The following is a 24,307-nucleotide window of genomic DNA, read 5'->3' as shown; positions in this document are numbered from 1 at the left end:
AATAAAATTTTTTATAACTGGTTGGATTCACTTAAGTTTTTTTGGTTACATATGGGAATATTACTTGCTATATGGGCTTTTACTAGTCTTTTTGATTGATAATATTTATAATGAATGAAAATTACATTTTGAAAGTAAGGAGATCACATGGAGAAATTGCATCCATATTGGGAAAAGATTGTTCGTTTCTGGAAGAACAAACATTTAACACAAATATCATTATTACTAATCCTAGTCGTTGTTTTATCAACCATTCTTTACTTCGGTTGGATTGCGATGAGAGCAAATGTAGAATCACTAAAGCAAGGGCTTAGTCAACCGACCGTTATCTATGATAAAAAAGGGAAAATAGCAAGTAATGTTGCCACCAATCGAACCAAGGGAGTAAAAATCGAGGAGCTGCCTAAGTATGTCCCAAATGCCGTGGTGGCAATCGAAGATGAACGATTCTATGAGCATGGCGGCTTTGATATTAAGGGTATTGCTCGTGCCTTTTTCAGTAACTTGTTTGCGGGCAGGATCACTGGGGGCGGCAGTACGTTAACCCAGCAGTTAACAAAAAATGCCCTGCTATCTCCTGAACGAACCTATAAGCGAAAAGCAGAGGAATTATTTTTAGCCGTAAAAATTGAAAAAGTTTATACAAAAAACGAGATATTACAGATGTACCTTAATCAGGTTTATTTCGGGAGCGGATCCTGGGGTATCAGTAACGCTTCAAAAAAATATTTTGATAAAAATATTAAAGACGTTTCTGTCAGTGAGGCCGCAATGCTAGCCGGATTGCTGCATTCACCGAATTACCTAGATCCATATAACAACTACGATTTAGCTATGAAAAGAAGAAATACTGTATTAAGTAAAATGAAAGAACAAGGGATGATAACTAGTTCACAATATAACAAAGCGAAAAAAGAAAAAATCCGTCTTAAGGATGGCGGCGGAAGCAATGTGGAAAGAAAATATCCATATTATGTGGATGCAGTCCTGAATGAGGCAATCAATAAATATGGTTTAACCCAAGAAGAAATCCTAACTAGAGGCTATCGAATTTACACAGCGATGGATCAAAATCTTCAGACTGATCTTGAAAAAGTGTATAGTGAAGACTATTTGTTCCCGCGCAGTAGAGGGGGAAAACTTGTTCAAAGTGGCTCTGTTCTAATGGACCCTGCAACAGGCGGAGTGAGTGCCCTAGTTGGAGGACGTGGTGAGCATATATTCCGAGGCTTTAATAGGGCAACACAATTACGAGCACAGCCTGGCTCATCAATCAAACCACTGGCAGTATATACACCTGCCCTTGAAGAAGGCTACAAGTACTCATCCGAGCTCGTCGACAAACCCATCAAGTTCGGAAATTATAAACCAGAGAATTTTTCAAAAACCTACGAAGGAAAGGTTGAAATGTACAAGGCGCTTGAAAAGTCACTGAATATCCCTGCAGTTTGGCTTTTAAATAAGATTGGTTTAAATAAGGGAATCGATTCATTGAAAAAGTTCGGTATCCCTGTCGAAAAAGCAGATAAGAACCTCGCCATTGCACTGGGCGGAATGAGTACAGGGGTCTCCCCCTTACAAATGGCTAACGCCTTTTCAACTTTCCCAAATGGCGGAAAACGAGAAGACAGTCATTTAATTACTAAGATAGTTGGTCCAACTGGAAATGTGATTGCGGAGCATGAAGCAAAAACCACAAAAGTAACATCAAAAGAAGTCACAGATGAAATGACAGCGATGCTCTTAAATGTAGTAGAAACAGGAACTGCAAGGCGAGCTCGTATCCCTGATGTCCAAATAGCCGGAAAGACGGGGTCAACCCAGCTGCCCTTTAATAATATTAGTGGAACGAAGGACCAATGGATGGTGGGATATACGCCAAATCTGGTTGGCGCCATCTGGATAGGGTTTGACCAAACCGATCGGGAACATTACTTGCCAAGTCCTAGCTCGGCTAATGTGGTGCCTATCTTTAAGGAGATTATGAAGAAATCCGTTCAACATCTTCCTAAAGAGCGTTTTGATGTTGTTTCAATCAATGATAAACTCGCAGGAAAAAGCACTTCAATGGAGAGTATCAATGAACAGGCAAAGAAAATAAGCAAAGAATTAAATGAAAATGCTCAAAAAATCGGGCAAAAGATCAAAGAAAATGCTCCAGGTTGGAAAGAAAAATTGGATCAAGTTTTATATAAGGTTGGCAAGGGAGTTAATTCTCTCATTGAAAGAATTCAGCATTAATAGAAAATAGCACCCCTGACGGTGCTATTTTCTTATTTCTATGGTATATAACAATTCCCCTGTGATTTTTCGGATAATTTCTTCTTGATCGGGTTGAAAACACACAATGAAACAGGTGGATGGGCCAGCTGATTTAATGATATCAACAGTAGTAACCACCCGTTCTTGTGTTATCATTTCATTTGGGAACATTTGATTGAGTTCATACAGGATCCCTTTAGAACCTACCGGCCACAGCATTGCTCCCTTAATCAAACTCACCTCATGAAAAATAGCTAGCGGCGCAACCTGGTCGTTTCGTTCGATCACTTCGTTGCCAACTAGCGGCAAACCAATAACAGCTATTTTCAAGTGTTTAGTGAAAGCAAGATCAGTTATTTTAGCAGAAGACTTCTTTCCCAAGACCATTAACCCTATCGCAGATTGCAGAAGTTGAAAGTTACTTTCTGTACTTCCAGTAATCCTTACATCTGATAACTTTAGTTCAGACAGTCCCTTTTCTATTCCACTAACTAACTGATTCCATGGTTCATTACCGCAAAAATTATGGAGCAGCACTGAAACAGGTTCTCCTCCTGCTGCAATACATTCCATTACGGCAACTCTGAATGCATAATAAGCGACCGTATCATAGGAGACATGAACATGGTCCTGCGCCTTCATTCCAATGGCTCCGCTACTATCACATGCTATAATAAGGGAGTCCCCCTCACTAAAAGGAATGGTTACGATATCCCTCATTGTTTAACATCCTGATTGTGCAATCTATGAGATACAAGTGAATTGAGACGGGGAATTGCAACCATTGCGATGACCGTATTAATGACGGAACCAATAAGCAAGGAAGGAATAATCCCCAAATAAAATCCTACATTCATTAAATAAATAAATGGTAACGGAGCAACCAAGGAATTTCCAATGATGAAAACAACACATGCTAAAAATTTAGTATTTTTATACATGACCCCAAAACCCCAAACCAACAGGGCCATTTCGCCAGCAATTAAAAAGTGCAAGGGCCCTAGTGGGAACCCACCGATTAACGCCGATATTAGATGCCCAAATGCCCCCACTATTGCACCTGCCCCTGCCCCAAACAAAACTGATGCCAAAAGTGCAGGGAATGCATCCAGTGCGACGCTCCCGACTATCGCTGGAATCTTAATCATAGCTCCGACCACAGACAATGCCGTTAACATGGCCAGACCGCTAACCCATTTTCCTTTCATTTACTTTTCCTCCTTCCGCTTTCCATCTCTAAACACATTGGAACTGCGAACATATTCCACATCACTGACCTTTAATCGGAAGTTGATTACTCTTGCCAGCGCAAAGAAATAATCTGATAAACGGTTTAGATACATCAACGCAAGTTCAGATGTTTTCGGATCAGCTTTTACTAACTTAACAACTAATCGTTCTGCACGTCTAGTCACTGTTCTAGCGATATGAATGGTTGCTGATGGTTTGGTTCCACCTGGTAAAATAAATCGCTCTAACTCAGGCGCTTCTTCAATGAACTCATCGATTTTCTTTTCAAGGTAATCAATAGATTCTTGGTGAAGCTTTAATTCTCGCTTGGCCGTCACATTTGCAAGGTCCCCGCCACAATCAAATAATTCATGTTGGATTTTTTCAAGATCGGCCAGCACGTCCTTAAATAAATGGGGGTCTAGTTCTTGAATGGCCTGACCGACAAAGCAATTCACTTCATCCACTGTACCGTATGCTTCAACGCGGGTATCATCTTTATCTACTCTTCCACCGATGATGCTCGTTTTTCCTTTATCACCTGTTCTTGTGTAAATTCTCATCTTTTCCATTCCCCTTTACTTTATTGTTTGGTTTAATCCATACCAAATGACGTCAACTTTTTCTGCTTTGGAGGCGATATCTTGATAAGCCCAACCAGTTACATCCCGCCATCGTCTATTTTCTGCCTCCATTGGAACAATTCCTTTGGATATATCAGTTCCAATCACAATTAACTTACGCTGCTCGGCTGTATTTTCCCAAGTGTCCCATTCCTCCAAACAATTTGCCCAGAATTCCCGACACTTATCGGTATCGAATCTCGCAGTTAAATCTTTTAGCCAAATTTCTACTCCTTCAAGTATGATCACTCTTTGGTCGAAATCAATTAGATTTTTCGGTATAGAGCGGCCATCATAAGCTGAAACCCAATGTTTATTCTCATAACAGCTATAGGTGTTCTTTACCCATGCCCTTTTGCCGTTAAAGGCACCTCCAATAATAAAATGCATCGTTCACCTCTCCTTAGTGCTTCTCTTTCAAAAATGAGTTCGTACCCTTGATCATGATTTACTTGCCAAGCCCAAAATTCTTTTCGGTCCGGTGCAAACCTAGATAACAGATAACGAATAACTCCACCATGAGTAATTACCGCACAGCTCTTTAGGTTTGATCTAAGAACCTCGTCGGTAATTTTTGTCCAGCCAGAGTCTACCCTCTGGGTAAATTCCTGATACCCTTCACCTTTTGGCGGAATATGTAAATTAGGAGCTTTCAGCCAGTTGCGATAGTGAACATTTTCTTTTAATTCTTCGTACGTTTTCCCTTCCCATTGACCGAAATTCATTTCTCGTAATTCTTTGATAAGTTTTATACTAGCATTTGAAAATAATCTTTCTCCTGTCTTAACACATCTTTGCAAATCACTAGAATAATAATGCTCATAATTTTTTGAACTGACGCGATCCTTTGTTTCAGGTGATAAGGGGGAATCACTCCAGCCCAAATAGGCTTTTCGTTTATTTTCTTCAGTTACTCCATGACGAAATAGTGCAATAACCACACGGTCATCCATAATAGTAACTCAATCCCTTCCACCGCAGCGCCTAAAACATCCCCGGTAATACCGCCAAACCATTTCATAGCTTTTCGGCGAAAAAGAAATGTACAGCAGGCTGCAGCCAGAATTAATATACCTATAATGAAGAATTCTTTACTAAAAAAACTAACTAAAATCAGTAGACAGATTAGGTAAAAAGGATACGGCCAAAGTGACTGCGGTTTCGCTGCTTTTTGGAACAACGCTCCGAGACCTTCATTTTTGGCTGCCCTCACGGTTAACAACAGTACTCCCATAACACTTTTACTTAAAAACGGAATCATTGCAATAATGATAAAAAGTACGTTTTCAACATTCACTGTACTTTCATAAATAAAAAGAAACCGACAACTTAATAAAACTAAAATGGATAGAACTCCGAATGCACCTGTCCTAGGATCCTTCATGATTTCAAGCCTTTTCTCTTGATCTTGATAGGAAAAAAAAGCATCACTCGCATCCATCCAGCCATCGAGATGGATTCCTCCCGTCAAGAAAATTGTTGCCAGCCATAGTAAGAAGGCTGCAGCAAGATGGCTAAATGGAGTGAATTCCGAACAAAAATAGAAGATTGCTGAATAAATGATCCCTTGTAGTAATCCTACCAGCGGAAATGCCTGCACTGCCTTTTTAAGATGTTCCTGATCCATTGGCAATTCTAATTTGATCGGGATTGCCGTAAAAAATTGAATATCGATTAAAAAACCTTTCCAGAACTTCATCATTTTGTACCCCATTGATGGATGAGCTTTTTCATCAGATCCCATCTAAAGTGACTTTTCATCTCATCTGCCAAAATATCAAATCGTTTATCTTTATACACGCTAATAGATTTGACCCCTTGGACTGGCAGTGCTTTCTTTTTCCGGATCATGTTTAACCATTGATTTCTCCACTCATCATTATGAAAAAGATGGTGAAGATATGTACCAATAATTTGACCGTCATTTCCGAAATACCCCTCATCATCCCCGTTGGCTAAGGTTAAAAATGGTTTAGCCTCATTAGAAAAGGTAGTCTTTCCTAAATGGATTTCATAGCCCTCTAACCGTTGATGTGCAGGCAATCCAGTAGCTTGATGATACTGGGCATTGACAGGATTAGTTTCTTTATCTTGATAAAAAGTAGTCGTCGCTGGGATCAAACTTAATCCTTTAGCATGAAAGTTAGGAATATTTGTGTCGCTGCCAGATTTATCAATCAATTCTTCGCCAAGGATTTGATACCCACCACAGATCCCTAAAATAAAACCACCATTTGCCACATGTTTTTTGATTAAAATATCTAACTGTTTATCTTGTAAATTTTGCAGATCACGGATGGTACTTTTTGTACCAGGTATAATAATTGCATCAGGTTGTCCGAATTCACTTGCATGCTTGACCCAGCGGATTGTTACATCTTCTTCAAATAAGAATGGCTCCAAGTCACTATAATTTGAAATAAACGGGAGGTGGATGACAGCAATATCTAGTGTCCCTTTTTTCGGATAGGCAAATTGGGTCCTGATCGATAATGAGTCCTCGCCATCAATCATATGATTTTCCACAAACGGCAATACACCTAATACAGGCACACCTGTTTTCTCTTCAATCCACTGAACTCCGTCCTCAAATAAGCTGAGATCACCGCGAAATTTATTAATAATCACACCGACGATTCTTTCCCTTTCATTAGGGTCCAGTAATTCAAGCGTGCCGACAATACTTGCAAACACTCCACCCCGATCAATATCAGCAACTAGGACAACTGGTATATCCGCCAATTCAGCCACCTTCATATTAACAAGTTCGCGGTCCTTTAAATTAATTTCAACTGGACTTCCTGCTCCCTCGATTACCACTACATCATATTTATCAGCAAGATGCTGTAGGGATTCCTTAATCACTGCTAATCCCTTTTCATAAAAGTGATCCCGATATCCGCGCCCTGAAAGGGTATCAATCGCTTTCCCCAGGTAAACAATTTCAGCATCCTGTTCGGAACGGGGCTTTAATAGAATCGGATTCATCCATACCGATGGCTCTGTTCTAGCAGCCTCTGCTTGAATTCCTTGAGCTCTTCCAATCTCCTTACCTTCTCTCGTTACATATGAGTTATTAGACATGTTCTGCGATTTAAATGGGGTAACCCTTACCCCCTCGTTAGATAGGATTCGGCACAGGGCTGTGACGATTAAACTTTTGCCCACATCTGAAGCTGTCCCCTGAATCATGAGTCCTTTCATGATATAGCCCCCTTGATAACGATCGGAATTCCAGCTTCAACTAAAAACACTTGGTCCGCCTCCTTGACTAAGTACTGATGGACTTGTCCAAGTAAGCGCCCATAAGTGAACACCATCTCATTGCCAAAGAGGGACTCATTTAAAACCTCATTACTCACGATTAACATCGTTCCCACACGTTCTTTTATAGAAGTAATCCCGGTGAGGATCGTATCTTTAACGGTGGTTAAAAATCGTTCATCCCACTTTTGCTCCGAAGAAAAAAGTTCATTATTTAATAGTGTGGTAAGACAATCTAGTAAAACCACATCCTCGGCTTTAAAATCATTTGCTATCTTTCCTATTTGAACGGACTGTTCATATGTTTTCCACTGATAGCCCCCTGTTAAGCGATCCCGTTGGTGTTTTCCAATTCGTTCCTGCATTTCTGGATCAGAAGCAACACCCGTAGCAAGATAACAAAGTCGACCACCAGTTTTACTTGCCAATTTTATTGCTTGCTTCTCTGCAAAACTGCTCTTCCCGCTCCTCACACCACCCGTTATGAAGATGAATGTTGATTCCGCCATTTAGCTAACACCTCCATTAATTGATTATTTTCTTCATGACCTTTTATAGCAAAACGCAGCCATCTTCCATCCAAGCCTGGAAAATTAAAAGTATGGCGGGGAATGATGCCCTGATGAAGAAGAAACTCAAATAATGTGAACTGATCCTGTAAATGCGGGTCCTGTAGTAAGTAAAAATTTACATCAGATGACGAAGCAATATAGTTATTGTGATAAAAAAAAGAAAAAAGCCTCTTTCTCTCACAATCAATATATTCCTGTGTTTCTTTAATAAAAGCTTCGTTTTGAAGACAAAGCTCCCCAGCTAATAACGCAATGGTATTAGTGCTCCAATGAGATTGGAGCTTGCTCAGTTCTGAAACTATTGCTGGTTGTGCGACTAAGTATCCCAAGCGGATACCTGGTATCGCAAACATCTTTGTCAATGAGCGAATAATGATTAAATTTGAAAACTTGTTTATGTATGGAACAACTGATTCATATTCGATTAAAAAATCAAAAAATGCTTCATCTAAGATGACAAGGCAATCTCGTTTTTCACACTCTTCTATAATCGAGATCATTGTTGACGGCGGATAGTGAATACCGGTTGGGTTATTAGGATTGCACAAAAACAAAGCATCCACATCTTCTAGACTAGAGCGTAAATCACTAAGATTCAATGTAAAGTCTGGCTCAATTAATTGATGGTAGACAATTTCACATTGATTGACCCGACATACTTCTTCATATTCTGAAAAAGTCGGCTCGACGAGAAGGACTCTTTTGCGAGCAAGCATTCGACCAAGCAGCGTAATCAATTCTGCTCCACCATTGCCAATTAAAATAGTATCCCTCTCGGTCTGTTCTGCTTTTGAAATCATGTCCGTAAGCTTTATGGCAAACGGATCTGGGTACACATGAATTTCTCGAAAAAAATCCACCCACTTTTCCTTTAGTGAAGGTGGTGGACCAAGTGGATTTATATTTGCGCTAAAATCGATAAACTCCTTTGGGAGCGCTAACCCCATAGCTTTATATAAATATTGCGGATTCGATCCATGTGATGGCCAACTCAATGAGTATTCCCCCTATCCATAATAGTAGTAAAAACAGAAAAACCGTCCTGCTAAGAATAGAATTGGCGCCAAGGATCTGTGATGCTTGGATTATTTGAAACGGGTCACCCATTTTTGCGCGGTTAGATAAGTTTCCTTTGTAATAGTTGATACCACCTAGCTGGATCCCTAAAATAGCTGCAACAGCCGCCTCTCCCCAGCCGCTGTTTGGGCTTGGATGCTTTTTTGCATCACGGAACAAAATCATCCATGCCTGCCTAAAACCTGTCTTTTCTGGTCGACTTCCAATCAGCATGGTCATGCCTGTTAATCGACTGGGAATCCAATTCATCACATCATCCCATTTTGCAGAAGCCCAGCCAAATTCTTTATATCTATCGTTCATGTGGCCCACCATTGAATCACATGTATTTGTGGCTCGATAAACCATCGCCAGTGGTGCCCCGCCAATGAGTGCCCAAAACATGGGGGCAGTCACACCATCACTTGTATTTTCAGCCACCGTCTCAATTGCCCCCCGAGCAATTTCACCCACATCAAGGTTTTCTGTATCACGGCCAACAAGATAAGAAAGTTTTTTCCTCGCTTCAGAAAGTTCCCCTACACTTAATGGTCGATAGACTTCTAGTGCCGCTCCCTTTAAACTCTTTTGAGCAATAGTTGTTGATATAATGATACTTTCTATTAATATCCCAACAAATGGCTGAACACGATAACTTGCCAAAATTACAACGAATACAAGTGAATAAACAAAGAGTAAAATAAAAAGGAGCATTCCCACCCCTTTCCATTTTTTAAACTTTCCCTTATTTAATCGTTTTTCAAGAAATGAAATCATTGTACCAATCCATTTAACAGGATGAGGCCAGTGGGGTGGATCGCCAATAAACATATCGATAATGTACGCAATGGTTATCGCGGCTAAATGATAAACTAACATGTTCGTTTCCTTTTGCTTGATTTTTGAATCGCTTCTGTCGTGCATTGATAAACAGCTTTGCTAATGAGCTTTCCTAATGGGGTTATCGTTCCTGCATATTCCAGCACCTCGCCAGATTGGGTAGCAGCAATTAATATACTATCGGTCGAGGTTCCAGTCGCGAAGGTTCCGGTCACTTCATCCATTACTTTTAGATCATTCATTGCCTTAACCTTTGTTTCAGTGGCAGTCATGATGCTTTGAATAAAGGCTTCTTCAGTTAACTCCCCTTCGATAAATATCCATGTATTAATGGTTCCAGGTACCATATCAAATGAATGTAGTTCACTCTTGGAAGCATCAATCGCATTTCCAACCCCTGCTGTTACCACTACAAATATCGAGAAGCCAGTACCCGTATATCTTTTGTAAACAACATCTTCCAAAATTACTGCTGTCATCATGCCCACTGTTTCCGACGGTTCAAACCCTTTTGATTTTAGAAATAAGGCCATCTCTCTGCGATGGTCACTACATTCGTAATCCTTATTGACATGTCGATTCACAAACGACTGATGCCATCCAGTCCCCGAACCAATTACTCCTGAGGACATGGTTCTTAACGGCATGGGAGAAGTTAATTCAATCCATTCTTCTGACATCTGTAACCTCGACTCATCAATTGTAAACATGATATTGTTGTGATTTACTTTTGGCAATAATGCCATCTGTGGCGCAGCGACTCTAGGATGAGGGTGTTTTTGAATGTCGGTATGGTAGACGTCTCTGATTCGTTCTTCACGAAGGACCTCATTCGGAATGTGATTGATATTAATCCGTCCGTTTTCAAGGAGGAGCAGCCGGTCACAATAAAGCCCCGCAAGGTTTAAATCATGAAAAATAGAGATGACCGTTAAACGATTTTCTGATGTCCATTGTTTTAAGAAATCTAACAATTCCTTTTGATAGGATAAATCTAAATGATTTGTTGGTTCATCTAATAAAAGAATTTCAGGCTCCTGGGCTAAAGCTTGTGCAAGAAAAACTCTTTGTTTTTCCCCTCCTGATAACTCCTGAATATTTTTATTTTGGAATCTTGAAACACCAATTTGCTTCATTACTCTTTGAACAACTTCTTCATCGACGGAACCCCATGATTGAAACAAACCCTTTTGATGGGCATAACGCCCGAGTGAAACGGTCTCTTTCACCGTATAAGAGAAAGATTGTGAGGAATGTTGGGACAGAACAGCAATTATTTTGGCCAATTGTTTTGCCTTGTAATGCTGGAGCCGTTTTCCGTTGATAAGGATTTCACCTTTTTGGATTGGTAAAATACCGCTTAGCATTTTTAAAAGGGTTGTCTTCCCACTTCCATTCGGTCCGAGGATTCCAAAAAGTTCTCCCTTTTCCACTTCAAAAGAAATCTCCTCCAGTACTGCTTCGCTCGTGTATCCGCCAGAAACCTGTTGAACGCTTAGCATCCATTAACCACTTCTTTCTCTCCTTTTTCTTTGTAGCAGGATTATTGCAAATACCGGAGCCCCAATTAAAGCAGTGATAACACCAATGGGTAATTCTGTTGGAGAAATGATCATTCTTGAAATCAAGTCGGCTAAAATTAAAAAACCTGCCCCCGATATGATAGACAAAGGAAGAAGCTGACGATGATCAGGACCCCATAATAATCTCGACAAATGTGGAATGACCAGACCAACAAAACCAATGGTGCCTGACACCGCAACGGCTGCCCCTGTTAATATCGAGCCTGCAGTCAAGATTAAGAGCTTTCTTTTATGTACATTAACACCAATATGTTGTGCCCGTTCTTCCCCAAATGACATCGCATTTAGCTCCTTGGCATTAAAAAGCAATAAACATGAGCCAATGATGAAAAAGGGTAAAATAATTTTTATGTAATCCCAGCCTCTCATTGAAACACTTCCCAAAAGCCAGCCTATAATCTGCCGGAGTTCATCCCCAGTTAGTGCAATCATAAGCGAAATTATGGCTCCTAAAAAGGAACTGAAAATAATACCTGTTAATATAATGGTTTCCACTCGCATTGATTGTTCGATTTTACTTGCAAACATGAGAACTAGGAAGATTGTAAAAAAAGAGAATAAGATACTTAACAATGGTAATGTAAAGGATCCTATGAAGGGAATGGAAAGCTGAAAAAACAGGGTCAACACCGCCCCCACAGACGCTCCAGAGGATACACCTAATGTATAAGGATCTGCTAACGGATTTCTAAGCAGCCCTTGAAAGGCTGCCCCTGCAATAGCAAGGGAAGCTCCAACAAGACCTGATAAGATTACTCTAGGCAACCGAATATTTAAGACAATACTCGTATACATTGGGTCAAATTTCTCCAAGGAAATGAGCCCGAATAAGTTTGCACTAATAATCTTTATGATAGTTAAGATTGGAACCGAAACCGTTCCTATCGAAATACCTATTAATATAGAAAGAATCAGGAAAATTCCAGCTATACAATAGGCTAAATACTTATTATTTAAAAACTTCAGGATAGACAGCCTTCGCAAGATCTTCTACTCCTTCAACAATCCTTGGGCCTGATCGAGTCACACGATCAGAATCCACATCAACTACATGCTGATTCTTTACAGCGTTGACCGTTTCCCAGCCCTTCCTTGTTAATACTTGATCGACAGGATTCTTGACATAGAATCCATAGGTAGTGACGATAACATCAGGATTTCGTTTAATCATGGCTTCTTGGTCAATTTTAATCCAGCCTTCTTGATCGTTAGCAATATTTTCAGCATTTATTACACTTAGCATTTGATCCATAAACGTATTCTTTCCAGATGTATAAATTTCTGGAGCTGGTGAAACCTCAACCAATACCTTTTTCTTTTCTTTTATCTCTCCAGCCTTTGCTTTAATTTCTGCTAATTTATCTTTCATCCCAGTGATGATTTCATCAGCTTTTGCTGTTTCACCAGTGGCTTTCCCAATCAAATCTATAGAATCAAAGACTTGATCAAAGTTTTGCGCGTCATTAACGACTAAAACAGGAATCCCTGCATCTTTTAACTGCTGAAGCCCAGCTTCAGAACTAGAAGCCCAAGAGGCATGTGCTAACACTAAATCTGGCTTTAAGGAAATAATTTTTTCTAAGTTTATTTCTTGGCCGCCAACTTTCTCCTTTTTGGTTGCCGCTTCTGGATAATTGTCGAAATCGGTTACTCCCACTACTTCCTTATCAAGACCTAAGGCAAAAACAATTTCAGTATTACTTGGGATCAGAGAAACAATGCTTTCTGGTTTCTTTTCAATAGTAACTTCCGCCTTGGTTGCATCTTTAATCGTAAGTGGATAGGTAACTTCCGCTGTTTTCTTCTCTACACTAGTATTTGAATCTTCCTTTACCTGGTCTTTCTTTTCAGCACAACCCGCTAACACTCCTACTGTCAATAATACTACTAACAGCAATGAATACAACTTCTTCATTTTTCTCCCTGCTTTCTTTGAAAAGTATCATGTATGTAACAAAAAATAAATTTTTTCTTGTGCTAAACAAAATACGGGATAACAACAAAAAACATCTCCAAAATGAAATGGAGATGTTGGTATGATAGATTCAGGTTACTAGCATAAGTAAATAGAGTCTAGCCTTCAACACCTTCCTATCCTCGTAGGTTATTGGCGCACAAGAATTAGGCAGGTTTCCTGGCTCATGATCATCGCTTCCTATGCCTTCCCATCGTATACGACAGTGACACAATATAGGTTGCTCCCATTTACAGTGGCGGGACCGCGTTGGCTTATACCAACTTCCCTTTTAAGCTTAAAATCATCTGAGAAGATTTTAGCACCTAAATTTAAAATAATATTTTTTTGTTATTTTTATTATAGAAAATAAGAAAAGATTTGTATATGATTTTTTACAACAAGTTATTGCTCAATACTTCTGCATAAATTTGCCATTTCAATTGCCGCCGTTGCTGCATCCCAACCTTTATTTCCTGCCTTTGTACCAGCTCGTTCAATGGCTTGTTCGATTGAATCCGTTGTTAACACTCCAAAAATAACAGGAATGCCACTTTTCAAATTGATCGCAGAAACACCCTTTGCTACTTCATTACAAACATAGTCAAAATGTGGAGTTGAACCGCGAATGACCGTTCCAAGTGTAATAACTGCATCGTATTTATTACTATTGGCCATTTTTTGAGCGATTAATGAAATCTCAAATGCCCCCGGAACCCACGCAAGGTCCACATCTGACTCGCTAACTCCATGTCTTTTAAGTGCATCCTGTGCACCGCTTAATAATTTACTAGTAATAAATTCATTGAAACGTCCAACAACTATTCCAATTTTTAACCCAGAACCAACTAAATTTCCTTCAAAAATATTTCCCATGTGTATGCCTCCATCAATTGTTTTGTGTAGTTGAGCTTTAGAGCGGTAATCTATGCTTCCCGCTTAACCATTCGTTCATTTTTCATTCTATATTCAACTAGATCTTTAATCGTAATCATTTTAAGGTTCATTCTCTCTGCAATTTTAAAAAGATCAGGAACGCGGGCCATCGTTCCATCCTCATTCATAATTTCACAAATAACCCCTGCAGGCTTCGCACCGCATAATTTGGCAAGATCAACAGCTGCTTCTGTATGCCCATTTCTATTCAGAACTCCACCTTGTTTAGCAACGAGTGGAAAAATATGTCCTGGTCTTAAGAAATCACCGGCTTCTGATTCGGGGTCAACCATACTCAAAACTGTTGCGGATCTTTCAAAAGCAGAAATGCCAGTGGTAGAGAATTTATGATCGATACTGACAGTAAAGGCAGTTCGTTTCGGATCTGTGTTGTTGGTAACCATTGGATGTAAGTCAAGCTTATTAGCTAAATCCTCGTCAATAGGCACACAAATTAGGCCTCGGCCGTGAGTGGCCATAAGATTTATGACCTCAGGTGTAGCTTTTTCAGCAAGGGAAATAAAGTCCCCTTCATTTTCCCTGTCCTCGTCATCACAGACAATGATAACCTTACCTTCCTTTAGGTCCGATAATGCTTCATCAATTGTATTAAACACAGTTACCTCCCCTTTCAATTTTATTTAAAAAAATCCATGCTCTTCTAAAAAATTAGCGGTTATCCCCTTGCTGCTTTTTTGCGGAGGTTGATTAGAAAAATTAGTTATAAAATGACCAACATATTTTCCTATCATATCGCATTCTAAGTTTACAATATCCCCTGAACCCTTCTGTCCAAGAATCGATTCTGACAATGTATGCGGGATAATGGATAATGTAAAACTATTCTCCGAAACAGCAAATACGGTTAAGCTTGTCCCATCCACCGCTATCGACCCTCTTAAGATTACATATCGCAATAATTCCTCTTCGGCTTCAATCTCATAGTAAATCGCATTTTCAAGTGATTGTTTACTTTTTATTACACCTGTTCCGTCAATATGTCCTGAAACGAAATGACCGCCAAACCTTCCACCCGCTGCCATAGCCCGCTCAAGATTTACTTTGGACCCTCGTTTTACCATACTTAAACTGCTAGCTCTGACCGTTTCCGGCATCACATCTACTGTGAACAGTTTACCCGTAAAGGATGTAACCGTCAGACAAACCCCATTAACCGCAATACTGTCCCCAAGATGGACATCGTTTAGTATTTTATTCGCTTCTATGTTCAATACAAACGACTCGCCAGTCCGCTGGATGTTTGCGACTACGCCAATTTCTTCAATAATTCCAGTAAACATATTGTCCAAACTCCTTACTATGTTTCCCTTTGATTCTGCCCAAAAAATTAAAAAAGACCCTAAAGACAGTTTGTCATCAGGGTCTTGAAAAAAAGACAATAGAAAATAAAGGCTTAAAAATAGGTACACTTCACCCTATTGTTAATCCTGTCTTTTCCTTCTCCCATCCAGACTTTAACTGTCGGCCCTGGAGTTTCACCAGATCCACCGCTTAACATATTAATGTTAACCGGGTCACGGACTAAGAAGCATAGCTTCATCACCGCCGGTTAGGAATTTCACCTGACCCCGAAGGAAATTATTTAAATATATACTTATATGTTATGACATTTCATTCTAATAGTAAAGCTATTAGCTTAACTATATTGCACTAAAAACACAATTAATAACCAGAACTTAGCTTACCGTCATAATTTTACCAACTTATTTATTGTTTATAAGTCTTTACAGGTAAATAAATATCAAAATGTAATTCACCAGTCTCATTTTGATGTTTATGCTCTTCTTTATACACTTCCAAACTTAGGGCATTGTGATCATGTTCATATCCATATTCTTCCATCCAGGCATAGATTTGTTTATATGTACTTTCCACTGTTTCATGACTTCCTTGATGTGTAGCAAATACATAATTTTTACTTGGAATCGTAAAACCAACCATACCATCTGGGATTTCCTCAATTTTTTCAACTGGAGTTGTAACATAATAAGTAAATTCTGTTTCTCTGCTGTGAAAAGGTGCGATCAAAACAGGGTCTTTGGTTTGATATGATACTTCTTCTAGCCGATCTATCATCTTTTTAAATAGACCTGGGAGTGTACTGATTTGTGAATAAGTTCCGTTCCATGAAATTCCAACAACCTTCATTTCTTCTTTTTCTATTACTTGGATACTCATGCTAATCCCCCTTTTGAATTATCATATTAATATAATTCTCACCGTCACTCTTAAACTCCTGCAAAAATAATTCGACTAAATTCATTCCAAATCGTCCACACATGTATAGGTATTAAAATTAACGGACGTTATTCCAAAAATGAGAAATAACGTCCAAATTTTTTTAACTATCTTTTTTTAAATGATGTCGTAAATTTTATTATTTGGATGAAAATAGCATATAATGGACTTAGCACATTAATAGGAGGATTTTTTATGAGTAATGAAAATCAAACAAATCCACAGGAAGAACCCAAGAAGAAAATAAGTCTACAAGAAGCGATGAAACAACAACTGCAAAATAAGAAGAACAAATCTGCCGGAGGAACTTCAAGTTCAAACAACTCGATGGCAACTAAAAAGCTGCAAAGCCAGCAAACGAAAAAAGTAAGTAATTCGCGGAGAAAAATGGGTGTCTAGTGGTCAGAATCGAGTAGATATTTCCCCAGGTGCACTCGTCAAAATTGTCCTAAAAGCAGATCAACGAAGCGGGAAACTAACAGAGGGGACCGTCAAGGATATATTAACAAAGTCCAGTTTTCATCCTCACGGCATAAAGGTCAGGCTTACGGATGGACAAGTTGGCAGAGTTAAGGAAATAAATAATTAGTTTAGAAAGTCCTCTTTGCACAATGATGCAAAGTGGGCTTTTTTAATGGAAGTAAAAAACAGACCCAAAAGGCTTGGGTCTGTTTATTGGCGGGTCATTATGATTTACGGACGTTTACTGCTTGTGGTCCACGTTGGCCACTTTCAATTTCAAACGTTACCTCTTGACCTTCGTCTAATGTTTTGTATCCTTCGCCTTGAATAGCAGAAAAGTGAACAAATACATCTTCTCCACCTTCACGCTCAATGAATCCAAAACCTTTTTCACTGTTAAACCATTTTACTTTACCTGATTCCATTCTTTGTAGCCTCCTAGCATGTAACTATTACATGTAAATTGCAAATTGATTGCATAATTATTTTTACCCATTTCCTTTTTACCTATACCATAACAATTTTAAAAATTTTAATTGGATATAAAATCTTTATAAAACCCATTTGTGGATTGCTTTTGCAACTCCGTCTTCCTCATTTGTGGTAGTTACCCAATCCGCTGCTTCTTTCACAAGATCTTGTGCATTTCCCATTGCAACTCCCATGCCAGCTGCCTTGATCATCGCCAAATCATTAAGACTATCACCTACGGCCATTACATTTTTCATATCCAATCCCAGCCTGTTACAAACAATCTCCAGACCCTTCGCTTTATTAATACCGGCCGTATTCACTTCAATATTTTTCAACGTAGAATTACTAAGTTCAAATTCACCTTTTGCCTGTAATTCTTTCATGATTATCTCTCTGGTTTCATCATCATCGATATTAAAGCCAAATTTCATCCATTCTAAAGTATGCAAGTCCTCCGGCATTTCATTATGCCAATTGCGTTCCGTGCTAATCGCCCAAAACTTAGTCTTATGTTGCAGCGATAACCTCCACATCCACTCAACAAGTTCAGACTTTACCAAGTTCCTCTCTACTAATTGACGTTGATCATCCCATATTTCACTACCATTAACAGTGACTAAATAAGAATCAAGCTCCAATGAATCAGCATGCTCTCTGCTCGTCAAAAGTGAACGGCCTGTACTAAGAACCACATAGATTCCTTTTTCCTTAGCAGCTTTGATGGCTTCACGATTTGCTTCCGATACCTGTCCTTTATTATTTAAAAGCGTACCATCCATATCGAGTGCAACTAGTTTGACTTCAATGTCATTATTAATATTATCCATATGTATATCAAGCTCCCTTCCATACTTTTCCTATAATAAGATAACATCATTTCTAAAAACTAATCAAACATTAAGTTTACATAATATAGTTATAATAAATACTCTGACAAGTATCTTGCAATTTTCTTATAATCCTTTAATAAGTAACCTATAGGCGCTCTATTGCATATAGTACCCATAAGCCAAGAATAGAAAGGTGTTTAATGATGCCATCGGTTGTTATCAATTTATATTATCTAAAAATAAACAGTATTTCGGGCAATGGCTCCATAACTATAGGGGAAGCATCTCATAACAGTCCCACAGCCAATAGTAAATTACAAGGAATTAATGCTTCATATGGAGATACTTCACCAACTGAGGCAATGATGGAAAACCTGTTAAATGATCCAGACGTTAATGATCAAACCTCTATTGGAACTACTGATTCTACTAATGTCAATACACCAATTCAACCTGTACCACCAATCTAAAATTATAGGAGTTATCTGATATGCCATATCAAATAAATATTTTAAATTTCAAGATAAATGGAGCCACCCAAAACGGGAATGTTGATATCGGTCCTACTGTGCATAACAGCCATACTGCAAATAGTAAATTTGTGGGAGCAAATTTCACTTTAGGTGATTTATCACCAGCCACTTCTTTAATGTCCTCAGGCAATATAGATACAGATATTAGTGATCAGGATCAAATAGCTAACCCATCTATGCCTATAGCTAATCAAATTTAAAGGAGCAGCAATATGGATATAGAAAAAATGAGAAGATGGCTAGAGATTACTAACGAGTATAGAGAGAGCAATTTTTGGTCTAGCGTACTAAAGCAAAAACAACCAGATGAATTTTTTAGAGAAGTATCGCTTAATCCAAAATTTGACTTATACCAAAATGATTATTATAACTTTATTATTTTTGAAATACCTGGGGTAAATCCAGAAGATGTTTCGCTTAGCTTAATTTCAAATAATCATTTAAAAATTAATGGCAGAATAAAACCTGTTTTACCTTTAGAAATGGAAATGAAGAGAGAACGTGAATATGGTGATTTTGAACGAGTAATTGACCTACCTGAACCAACACAGGCTCATTTAATACATTCACAAATTAATAATGGACTACTTCATTTATCTTACCCTCGAAATAAGAAGTGACTAGAGTGTTTATCTCCAATATCATAAAGACTTATTGCAAAAGATTTCCCTTCTATGATTGTAGAAGGGTAAACTTGTTTTGTGATTAAATCATATGCACACTCCTTTTATTAGTATGAAATTACTTACGATTGTTCATGGTAATTGATTATATGAAACAATTACTAATTATTTCAAGTTTTAAGAAAATAACAATAATAAAAAAACGCCTGTCAAAAACAAGCGTTTTAATGTGGTGCTATTAATGATGGTGATGGACACCCATGGTTGGGTTAGTAATCAGCCACTCTTCTTTCGGTAATTGGAAATATTGAATCCAAATACTATTTAGGTTTGGGTCATTTTTATCAATAATGAAATCAATTTCTTTATCGCTTGTGACGACAACATCATTTTCTGTTGGTGTATCAAGCTTTAAATCATAATGGGCATGGTCACCATGAATACTTGTGACATACACACGAAAAAGTTTTCCTTGTGCTTCTTCTTGTTCTAACATTTTTTTCAAAGCTTTTGCTGCATTACGATTCACTTTTACCTTCATTTTTGGCTCTCCTCATCTATGTATTCCTACGTATTATCCCACTTTTTTGCAAAAATAGACAATGATTAGTTTTGAACTAAAAATACTTAATTTACCAGGTAAAAATTTACATACATTCTTTTCCTCGATAGGAATTTTAAAACCTTAACAAATTTGTCACAAATTAATCGAAAAACGTGTATAAACATCACAGCATTATTGTTAATATAGGTTTTAGAAAAGACTAACGGACTAATTACTATTAAATAATAACTAATTTAAATTAGGCTTAATCAGTACATGGAAGCAAAAAAAGAAGTAATTCAGTCTTGTTTGTGAAAGGTTTCACGATTATAATCGTAAAAGTGAACATTTGGAAGGGAGAAAAATTCATGTTTAAAAAAAGCTACTTAATTCCACTGTTAGCTTTAGTACCAACTATGCTTTTAAGCGGATGTACGAATATGGTCGTCTTTGATCCAAAAGGACCTGCCGCACGTGACATTCTAGATTTAATTAACTGGTCACTTATTTTTATGTTGCTAGTGGTTGTCGTTGTTTTTGGTTTATTTGGATATATTATCTGGAAATATCGGGCTAAGCCTGAAAATGCAGATTACGAACCACCTGAAGAACATGGAAGCACAAAATTAGAAATAATTTGGACTGTCATTCCTATTCTTATTGTCATTGCTTTAACGATTCCTACTGTTAATACAATCTATAAGTTAGAAAAAGTACCTGCTGGATATGAAAATAAAAAACCAATTACCATTAATGTGACTTCTGCCGATTGGAAGTGGATTTTTAGCTACCCTGAACAAGGGATTGAAACTGTGAACTACGTGAATATTCCTGCTGGCACACCTGTGCAGTTTAAGTTAACTTCTGCAGGTACAATGCAGTCATTCTGGGTTCCTGCTTTAGGCGGTCAAAAGTATACCATGAACAAGATGGAGACAGAGCTGTACCTTACAGCTGACAAGCCTGGTGAATTTTTAGGAAGAAATACAAACTTTAACGGTAAGGGCTATGCTGAAATGGAATTTACGGTTGAAGCAAAATCCCCCCAAGCCTTTGAAAAATGGGTAAAAGAAGTTAAAGAAACTGCTCCTAAGTTAACAGAAAAGAAATACAATCAACTTCTTAAGCCTACACACTTAGGACGTGAAACATTTATTGGAACACATCTTGCCTGGGTAAACCATGCGGATATGAATTCTAAAACTTATACAAATCCTGAATTGTACGAAGTACATGGCGTAAAAGGAAAGATTTTCAAAGAAAAAGAAACAAATAGTCATTCTATGGACATGGAAGGTATGGAAAGCATGGACAAGAGTGAAAAATCAGATGGAGGTGAGCACAATGAACATTAATTGGCATGACTTTTTTATTGTTGGCAACCCATTAATACTAGGTTCTCAGATTGCTATTCTCTTAACAATGATCGGAATTGTGGCTGGGGTTACCTATTTAAAAAAATGGAAATGGCTCTGGAGAGAATGGTTAACAACCGTTGATCATAAACGAATTGGGATTATGTATATCCTCTCTGGTGTATTAATGTTTTTCCGTGGCGGTGTGGACGGCCTCTTAATGAAGGCTCAAACCTCACGTCCAGAAATGAAATTTTTAGATGCGCAACATTACAATGAAATTTTCACTACACACGGTGTCATTATGATTTTGTTTGCAGCAATGCCATTATTAATTGGCTTAATGAACGTGGTAATCCCACTGCAAATCGGTGCTCGTGACGTCGCATTCCCACAACTTAACGCGTTAAGCTTCTGGCTGTTCTTTAGTGGTGCGATGCTGTTTAATATTTCGTTTGTTGTCGGTGGTTCTCCAGATGCTGGTTGGACTGCATACTTCCCTCTTGCAGGTAAAGAATTTACTCCTGGAATCGGGAATAACTATTATGCGATTGCCCTGCAAATTGCTGGGATTGGTACCCTGATGACGGGTATAAATTTTATTGTCACTATCTTAAAAATGAGAACAAAAGGCATGACACTGATGAGAATGCCAATGTTTACTTGGACTTCATTCATTGCTTCGGTGATTATTGTTGCTTCATTCCCAATTTTCACGGTTGCACTTGCATTAATGACGTTTGACCGGATCTTTGGAACCCATTTCTTCACCTTAGCGGGTGGCGGTATGGATATGATGTGGGCTAACCTTTTCTGGTTATGGGGTCACCCTGAGGTTTATATCGTTGTCCTACCCGCATTTGGAATGTTTTCTGAAGTTATTTCAACATTTTCAAGAAAAATGCTTTTTGGCTATAAATCTATGGTTTTCTCGATTGTTGGTATTGCGTTTTTAAGTATGCTCGTTTGGGTCCACCACTTCTTTACAATGGGAGCTGGACCAGGAGTTAACTCCGTTTTCTCCATTACGACGATGATGATTGCTATTCCAACGGGTGTCAAAATGTTTAACTGGTTATTCACGATGAGAAAAGGTCGAATTGAGTTTTCCACTGCGATGCTTTGGGCACTTGCATTCATTCCATGCTTTATCATCGGTGGTGTAACTGGCGTTATGCTCGCAATGGGCGCGGCCGATTACCAATACCACAACACCCTATTCCTTGTCGCTCACTTTCACTATGTGTTAATTCCTGGTGTTGTGTTTGCGGTATTTGCTGGACTTTATTACTGGTGGCCAAAAATGTTCGGCCATATGCTCAATGAGAAAATTGGTAAAATACATTTTTGGTTCTTTACCATTGGATTTAACTTAACGTTTATGCCAATGTTCTTCCTAGGATTAGATGGTGCGGTGCGTCGTTCGTACACTTATTCTGCTGAATCTGGCTATGCACCATTATTCCTATTATCTACTATTGGTGCAGTTATCTTAGCAATCGGCTTTGGCGCACTTTGCTATAACATTTATTGGAGTGCACGCTATGCAGACCGTAATATTTCAAACGATCCATGGGATGCAAGAACGCTAGAGTGGGCAACTGCTTCACCTCCTCCATTCTATAATTTTGCGAAATTGCCTGAAGTGAAATCTGTTGATAGCTTCTGGTATATGAAAAAGAATAACGAAGGATTGACGTTAAAAGACGAAGAAATTGAAGAAATCCATATGCCAAGTAATTCCGGCTTACCAATCTATATGGGCGTAATCTTTGGCATTGCTGGTTTCTTCCTAGTCTTTGAATGGAAAATTGCGGCTCTTGTAGCCACTGTTGGAATACTTATTGGGTTAATCATTCGTTCATTCGATTACAACGATGGTTTCCATGTTCATGTTGACGAAATAAAGGAAACGGAAAAAGCATGGCGTAACGTCGATAAAGGGGGGAACAGCCATGTCAGCTAATGTAAACACTGCCTTACCACTCGAATATCAAACAGAACAGAACCGAATGAATATTCTCGGTTTCTGGATTTTCCTAGGAGCGGAGATTATTCTCTTTGGGACTCTCTTTGCGGTATTTTCTGTCCTTAGTGCGAGATATGCTGGAGGTCCAACTCCAAAGGACCTTTTTGAAATAAAAGATGTTATGGTCGAAACGATCCTTTTATTAACTAGTAGTTTTACTTGCGGTCTTGCCATTTATGAGATGCGCCGTCATAACCGGAATGGATTATTGTTATGGTTTATCATTACCCTTCTCCTTGGTGCTGGGTTCGTGTTCATGGAGATCACAGAATTTATCCATTATGTTCATGAAGGAGCTACCATGCAAACAAGTGCTTTCCTTTCCAGCTTCTTTGTATTACTTGGAACACACGGACTGCACGTGAGTATGGGTATTGGCTGGGCGACTATGGTTATTATCCAAATACTAAAACGAGGGTTAACACCTGTTACTGCTCGTAAAACTTTTATCATCGGTCTATATTGGCACTTTTTAGATGTTGTCTGGATTTTCATTTTCACATTTGTGTATTTAGCAAGGATGGTGGCATAAATGGCTAAAAATACAAAAGGTTTTCCACTTACACATGTGTTAGGTTTTATTATGTCATTAGTACTAACCTTCGCAGCACTTGGTGTAGCACTGAAAACCAATCTTCCTTTTAAAACAATACTCTGGATTATTGGCTCTTTAGCTGTAATCCAGGCTGCCCTTCAGCTATATATGTTCATGCATATGAACGAAGGAGAAGACGGCAAATCCCAAATCATCAACGTCGCTTACGGATTCTTCATCGCCTTCGTAACCGTTGCTGGTTCAATCTGGGTAATGTCCTTCGGGATGTAAATAAAAAGGTGTCAGGCACCGTGTGAATTCTTCACATGGTACCTGACACCCT

At 38.6% G+C, this 24,307-nt stretch carries 29 protein-coding genes, 1 pseudogene and 2 riboswitches; of the genes and pseudogenes, 10 read left to right on the top strand and 20 right to left on the bottom strand.

Translation table 11 applies throughout. The features are described 5' to 3' along the window. Positions 1-147: 147 nt before the first annotated feature. Positions 148-2,241, top strand: a complete 2,094-nt coding sequence (locus ACE198_RS12700) for a transglycosylase domain-containing protein (protein WP_375375775.1) — start codon at positions 148-150, stop codon at positions 2,239-2,241. A 24-nt stretch (positions 2,242-2,265) separates the two neighbouring features. On the opposite strand, the gene ACE198_RS12695 is transcribed toward ACE198_RS12700, so the two are convergent. From ACE198_RS12695 to ACE198_RS12615, 17 genes and pseudogenes are all read right to left on the bottom strand, one after another. Beyond that, the gene (locus ACE198_RS12695; RefSeq protein ID WP_375375774.1) at positions 2,266-2,982 is read right to left on the bottom strand and encodes an ATP-binding protein; all 717 of its coding nucleotides are present in this window, start codon (positions 2,980-2,982) and stop codon (positions 2,266-2,268) included. Next, positions 2,979-3,470 carry an ECF transporter S component gene (locus ACE198_RS12690; protein WP_375375773.1) on the bottom strand — a complete coding sequence of 164 codons (492 nt, stop codon included), beginning with the start codon at positions 3,468-3,470 and terminating at the stop codon, positions 2,979-2,981. The genes ACE198_RS12695 and ACE198_RS12690 overlap by 4 nt, the downstream gene beginning before the upstream one ends. After that, positions 3,471-4,055, bottom strand: a complete 585-nt coding sequence (locus tag ACE198_RS12685; RefSeq protein ID WP_375375772.1) for a cob(I)yrinic acid a,c-diamide adenosyltransferase — start codon at positions 4,053-4,055, stop codon at positions 3,471-3,473. Positions 4,056-4,070: 15 nt separating this feature from the next. Next, positions 4,071-4,505 carry a bifunctional adenosylcobinamide kinase/adenosylcobinamide-phosphate guanylyltransferase gene (locus tag ACE198_RS12680; RefSeq protein ID WP_098575322.1) on the bottom strand — a complete coding sequence of 145 codons (435 nt, stop codon included), beginning with the start codon at positions 4,503-4,505 and terminating at the stop codon, positions 4,071-4,073. Then, positions 4,457-5,068, bottom strand: a complete 612-nt coding sequence (locus ACE198_RS12675) for a histidine phosphatase family protein (protein ID WP_375375771.1) — start codon at positions 5,066-5,068, stop codon at positions 4,457-4,459. The genes ACE198_RS12680 and ACE198_RS12675 overlap by 49 nt, the downstream gene beginning before the upstream one ends. After that, positions 5,026-5,817, bottom strand: a complete 792-nt coding sequence (gene cobS / locus ACE198_RS12670) for an adenosylcobinamide-GDP ribazoletransferase (RefSeq protein WP_375375770.1) — start codon at positions 5,815-5,817, stop codon at positions 5,026-5,028. Before cobS ends, ACE198_RS12675 begins: the two co-directional genes overlap by 43 nt. Beyond that, complete coding sequence (locus ACE198_RS12665) at positions 5,814-7,319, bottom strand: cobyric acid synthase (RefSeq protein ID WP_375375769.1); 1,506 nt, start codon at positions 7,317-7,319, stop codon at positions 5,814-5,816. Before ACE198_RS12665 ends, cobS begins: the two co-directional genes overlap by 4 nt. After that, positions 7,316-7,888, bottom strand: coding sequence for a bifunctional adenosylcobinamide kinase/adenosylcobinamide-phosphate guanylyltransferase (locus ACE198_RS12660; protein WP_251460693.1), 573 nt, complete (start codon positions 7,886-7,888; stop codon positions 7,316-7,318). Before ACE198_RS12660 ends, ACE198_RS12665 begins: the two co-directional genes overlap by 4 nt. After that, entirely contained in the window at positions 7,861-8,946 is a 1,086-nt protein-coding gene (gene cobD, locus ACE198_RS12655; protein WP_375375768.1) for a threonine-phosphate decarboxylase CobD, read from the bottom strand. Before cobD ends, ACE198_RS12660 begins: the two co-directional genes overlap by 28 nt. Further along, the gene (gene cbiB, locus ACE198_RS12650) at positions 8,903-9,886 is read right to left on the bottom strand and encodes an adenosylcobinamide-phosphate synthase CbiB (protein ID WP_375375767.1); all 984 of its coding nucleotides are present in this window, start codon (positions 9,884-9,886) and stop codon (positions 8,903-8,905) included. The genes cobD and cbiB overlap by 44 nt, the downstream gene beginning before the upstream one ends. Continuing rightward, positions 9,880-11,349 (bottom strand): adenosylcobinamide amidohydrolase, encoded by a 1,470-nt coding sequence (locus ACE198_RS12645; RefSeq protein ID WP_098575315.1) that lies wholly within the window; start codon positions 11,347-11,349, stop codon positions 9,880-9,882. The genes cbiB and ACE198_RS12645 overlap by 7 nt, the downstream gene beginning before the upstream one ends. Before the next feature lie 3 nt (positions 11,350-11,352). After that, complete coding sequence (locus tag ACE198_RS12640) at positions 11,353-12,414, bottom strand: FecCD family ABC transporter permease (protein WP_375375766.1); 1,062 nt, start codon at positions 12,412-12,414, stop codon at positions 11,353-11,355. Further along, complete coding sequence (locus tag ACE198_RS12635) at positions 12,380-13,345, bottom strand: ABC transporter substrate-binding protein (protein ID WP_375375765.1); 966 nt, start codon at positions 13,343-13,345, stop codon at positions 12,380-12,382. The genes ACE198_RS12640 and ACE198_RS12635 overlap by 35 nt, the downstream gene beginning before the upstream one ends. A 192-nt stretch (positions 13,346-13,537) precedes the next feature. Further along, a riboswitch (cobalamin riboswitch) is annotated at positions 13,538-13,729 on the bottom strand. Between the two features lie 60 nt (positions 13,730-13,789). Further along, positions 13,790-14,260 carry a 6,7-dimethyl-8-ribityllumazine synthase gene (gene ribH / locus ACE198_RS12630; RefSeq protein WP_251460681.1) on the bottom strand — a complete coding sequence of 157 codons (471 nt, stop codon included), beginning with the start codon at positions 14,258-14,260 and terminating at the stop codon, positions 13,790-13,792. 56 nt (positions 14,261-14,316) lie between these two features. Continuing rightward, positions 14,317-14,937 (bottom strand): annotated as a pseudogene (gene ribB / locus ACE198_RS12625) (3,4-dihydroxy-2-butanone-4-phosphate synthase); the annotation flags it as partial. A 24-nt stretch (positions 14,938-14,961) separates the two neighbouring features. After that, positions 14,962-15,621, bottom strand: coding sequence for a riboflavin synthase (gene ribE / locus ACE198_RS12620; protein WP_098575310.1), 660 nt, complete (start codon positions 15,619-15,621; stop codon positions 14,962-14,964). A 151-nt stretch (positions 15,622-15,772) separates the two neighbouring features. Continuing rightward, a riboswitch (FMN riboswitch) is annotated at positions 15,773-15,921 on the bottom strand. Positions 15,922-16,048: 127 nt separating this feature from the next. Then, positions 16,049-16,519, bottom strand: coding sequence for a GyrI-like domain-containing protein (locus ACE198_RS12615; RefSeq protein WP_251460679.1), 471 nt, complete (start codon positions 16,517-16,519; stop codon positions 16,049-16,051). Positions 16,520-16,774: 255 nt separating this feature from the next. Between ACE198_RS12615 and ACE198_RS12610 the strand changes: the two genes are divergently transcribed. Together ACE198_RS12610 and ACE198_RS12605 are read left to right on the top strand one after the other, a co-directional pair. Then, positions 16,775-16,978: a hypothetical protein gene (locus ACE198_RS12610; RefSeq protein ID WP_098575308.1), complete on the top strand. Its 204-nt coding sequence runs from the start codon at positions 16,775-16,777 to the stop codon at positions 16,976-16,978. After that, on the top strand, positions 16,971-17,168 hold the full coding sequence (locus ACE198_RS12605) for a YwbE family protein (RefSeq protein ID WP_283878803.1): 198 nt from the start codon (positions 16,971-16,973) through the stop codon (positions 17,166-17,168). Before ACE198_RS12610 ends, ACE198_RS12605 begins: the two co-directional genes overlap by 8 nt. 97 nt (positions 17,169-17,265) lie before the next feature. Here the strand turns inward: ACE198_RS12605 and ACE198_RS12600 are convergent, their stop codons facing one another. Both ACE198_RS12600 and ACE198_RS12595 read right to left on the bottom strand, forming a co-directional pair. Next, positions 17,266-17,466, bottom strand: coding sequence for a cold-shock protein (locus ACE198_RS12600; protein ID WP_026566955.1), 201 nt, complete (start codon positions 17,464-17,466; stop codon positions 17,266-17,268). A gap of 126 nt (positions 17,467-17,592) precedes the next feature. Beyond that, positions 17,593-18,342: a Cof-type HAD-IIB family hydrolase gene (locus ACE198_RS12595; protein WP_375375764.1), complete on the bottom strand. Its 750-nt coding sequence runs from the start codon at positions 18,340-18,342 to the stop codon at positions 17,593-17,595. A 206-nt stretch (positions 18,343-18,548) separates the two neighbouring features. Between ACE198_RS12595 and ACE198_RS12590 the strand changes: the two genes are divergently transcribed. Genes ACE198_RS12590 through ACE198_RS12580 form a run of 3 tightly spaced genes read left to right on the top strand, consistent with a single transcriptional unit; the run spans position 18,549 to position 19,498 of the window. Then, complete coding sequence (locus ACE198_RS12590; RefSeq protein ID WP_098575305.1) at positions 18,549-18,815, top strand: spore germination protein; 267 nt, start codon at positions 18,549-18,551, stop codon at positions 18,813-18,815. Positions 18,816-18,835: 20 nt separating this feature from the next. Beyond that, positions 18,836-19,078 (top strand): spore germination protein, encoded by a 243-nt coding sequence (locus ACE198_RS12585; RefSeq protein ID WP_098575304.1) that lies wholly within the window; start codon positions 18,836-18,838, stop codon positions 19,076-19,078. Positions 19,079-19,090: 12 nt separating this feature from the next. Further along, positions 19,091-19,498, top strand: a complete 408-nt coding sequence (locus ACE198_RS12580; RefSeq protein ID WP_098575303.1) for an Hsp20/alpha crystallin family protein — start codon at positions 19,091-19,093, stop codon at positions 19,496-19,498. 241 nt (positions 19,499-19,739) lie between these two features. Here the strand turns inward: ACE198_RS12580 and ACE198_RS12575 are convergent, their stop codons facing one another. Beyond that, positions 19,740-20,042, bottom strand: a complete 303-nt coding sequence (locus ACE198_RS12575) for a heme biosynthesis protein HemY (protein ID WP_098575302.1) — start codon at positions 20,040-20,042, stop codon at positions 19,740-19,742. A 371-nt stretch (positions 20,043-20,413) separates the two neighbouring features. Between ACE198_RS12575 and qoxA the strand changes: the two genes are divergently transcribed. Genes qoxA through qoxD form a run of 4 tightly spaced genes read left to right on the top strand, consistent with a single transcriptional unit; the run spans position 20,414 to position 24,255 of the window. Continuing rightward, entirely contained in the window at positions 20,414-21,400 is a 987-nt protein-coding gene (gene qoxA / locus ACE198_RS12570) for a cytochrome aa3 quinol oxidase subunit II (protein WP_098575507.1), read from the top strand. Beyond that, positions 21,390-23,366, top strand: coding sequence for a cytochrome aa3 quinol oxidase subunit I (qoxB, locus tag ACE198_RS12565; protein ID WP_098575301.1), 1,977 nt, complete (start codon positions 21,390-21,392; stop codon positions 23,364-23,366). The genes qoxA and qoxB overlap by 11 nt, the downstream gene beginning before the upstream one ends. Continuing rightward, positions 23,356-23,961 carry a cytochrome aa3 quinol oxidase subunit III gene (gene qoxC / locus ACE198_RS12560; RefSeq protein ID WP_026566947.1) on the top strand — a complete coding sequence of 202 codons (606 nt, stop codon included), beginning with the start codon at positions 23,356-23,358 and terminating at the stop codon, positions 23,959-23,961. The genes qoxB and qoxC overlap by 11 nt, the downstream gene beginning before the upstream one ends. Further along, positions 23,962-24,255 (top strand): cytochrome aa3 quinol oxidase subunit IV, encoded by a 294-nt coding sequence (gene qoxD, locus ACE198_RS12555; protein ID WP_098575300.1) that lies wholly within the window; start codon positions 23,962-23,964, stop codon positions 24,253-24,255. Positions 24,256-24,307 lie beyond the last annotated feature (52 nt).

The sequence above is a fragment of the Neobacillus sp. KR4-4 genome (assembly GCF_042136325.1).
Lineage (GTDB): Bacteria > Bacillota > Bacilli > Bacillales > Cytobacillaceae > Neobacillus.
The sequence above is the reverse complement of the archived record's forward strand: the minus strand, read 5'-3'. Positions and strand labels throughout refer to the sequence as shown.

Coding starts and splice junctions, on each gene's coding strand:
- ACE198_RS12685 (WP_375375772.1), bottom strand. CDS start 4,055: ATGAGAATTTACACAAGAACAGGTGATAAAGGAAAAACGAGCATCATC.
- ACE198_RS12595 (WP_375375764.1), bottom strand. CDS start 18,342: ATGGATAATATTAATAATGACATTGAAGTCAAACTAGTTGCACTCGAT.
- ACE198_RS12695 (WP_375375774.1), bottom strand. CDS start 2,982: ATGAGGGATATCGTAACCATTCCTTTTAGTGAGGGGGACTCCCTTATT.
- ACE198_RS12660 (WP_251460693.1), bottom strand. CDS start 7,888: ATGGCGGAATCAACATTCATCTTCATAACGGGTGGTGTGAGGAGCGGG.
- ACE198_RS12665 (WP_375375769.1), bottom strand. CDS start 7,319: ATGAAAGGACTCATGATTCAGGGGACAGCTTCAGATGTGGGCAAAAGT.
- ACE198_RS12575 (WP_098575302.1), bottom strand. CDS start 20,042: ATGAAGGTAAAAGTGAATCGTAATGCAGCAAAAGCTTTGAAAAAAATG.
- ACE198_RS12690 (WP_375375773.1), bottom strand. CDS start 3,470: ATGAAAGGAAAATGGGTTAGCGGTCTGGCCATGTTAACGGCATTGTCT.
- qoxC (WP_026566947.1), top strand. CDS start 23,356: ATGTCAGCTAATGTAAACACTGCCTTACCACTCGAATATCAAACAGAA.
- qoxB (WP_098575301.1), top strand. CDS start 21,390: ATGAACATTAATTGGCATGACTTTTTTATTGTTGGCAACCCATTAATA.
- ACE198_RS12585 (WP_098575304.1), top strand. CDS start 18,836: ATGCCATATCAAATAAATATTTTAAATTTCAAGATAAATGGAGCCACC.
- ACE198_RS12680 (WP_098575322.1), bottom strand. CDS start 4,505: ATGCATTTTATTATTGGAGGTGCCTTTAACGGCAAAAGGGCATGGGTA.
- ACE198_RS12645 (WP_098575315.1), bottom strand. CDS start 11,349: ATGCTAAGCGTTCAACAGGTTTCTGGCGGATACACGAGCGAAGCAGTA.
- cobS (WP_375375770.1), bottom strand. CDS start 5,817: ATGATGAAGTTCTGGAAAGGTTTTTTAATCGATATTCAATTTTTTACG.
- ACE198_RS12675 (WP_375375771.1), bottom strand. CDS start 5,068: ATGGATGACCGTGTGGTTATTGCACTATTTCGTCATGGAGTAACTGAA.
- ACE198_RS12600 (WP_026566955.1), bottom strand. CDS start 17,466: ATGGAATCAGGTAAAGTAAAATGGTTTAACAGTGAAAAAGGTTTTGGA.
- ribE (WP_098575310.1), bottom strand. CDS start 15,621: ATGTTTACTGGAATTATTGAAGAAATTGGCGTAGTCGCAAACATCCAG.
- ACE198_RS12590 (WP_098575305.1), top strand. CDS start 18,549: ATGCCATCGGTTGTTATCAATTTATATTATCTAAAAATAAACAGTATT.
- ACE198_RS12700 (WP_375375775.1), top strand. CDS start 148: ATGGAGAAATTGCATCCATATTGGGAAAAGATTGTTCGTTTCTGGAAG.
- qoxD (WP_098575300.1), top strand. CDS start 23,962: ATGGCTAAAAATACAAAAGGTTTTCCACTTACACATGTGTTAGGTTTT.
- ribH (WP_251460681.1), bottom strand. CDS start 14,260: ATGGGAAATATTTTTGAAGGAAATTTAGTTGGTTCTGGGTTAAAAATT.
- ACE198_RS12635 (WP_375375765.1), bottom strand. CDS start 13,345: ATGAAGAAGTTGTATTCATTGCTGTTAGTAGTATTATTGACAGTAGGA.
- cbiB (WP_375375767.1), bottom strand. CDS start 9,886: ATGTTAGTTTATCATTTAGCCGCGATAACCATTGCGTACATTATCGAT.
- qoxA (WP_098575507.1), top strand. CDS start 20,414: ATGTTTAAAAAAAGCTACTTAATTCCACTGTTAGCTTTAGTACCAACT.
- ACE198_RS12610 (WP_098575308.1), top strand. CDS start 16,775: ATGAGTAATGAAAATCAAACAAATCCACAGGAAGAACCCAAGAAGAAA.
- ACE198_RS12580 (WP_098575303.1), top strand. CDS start 19,091: ATGGATATAGAAAAAATGAGAAGATGGCTAGAGATTACTAACGAGTAT.
- ACE198_RS12615 (WP_251460679.1), bottom strand. CDS start 16,519: ATGAGTATCCAAGTAATAGAAAAAGAAGAAATGAAGGTTGTTGGAATT.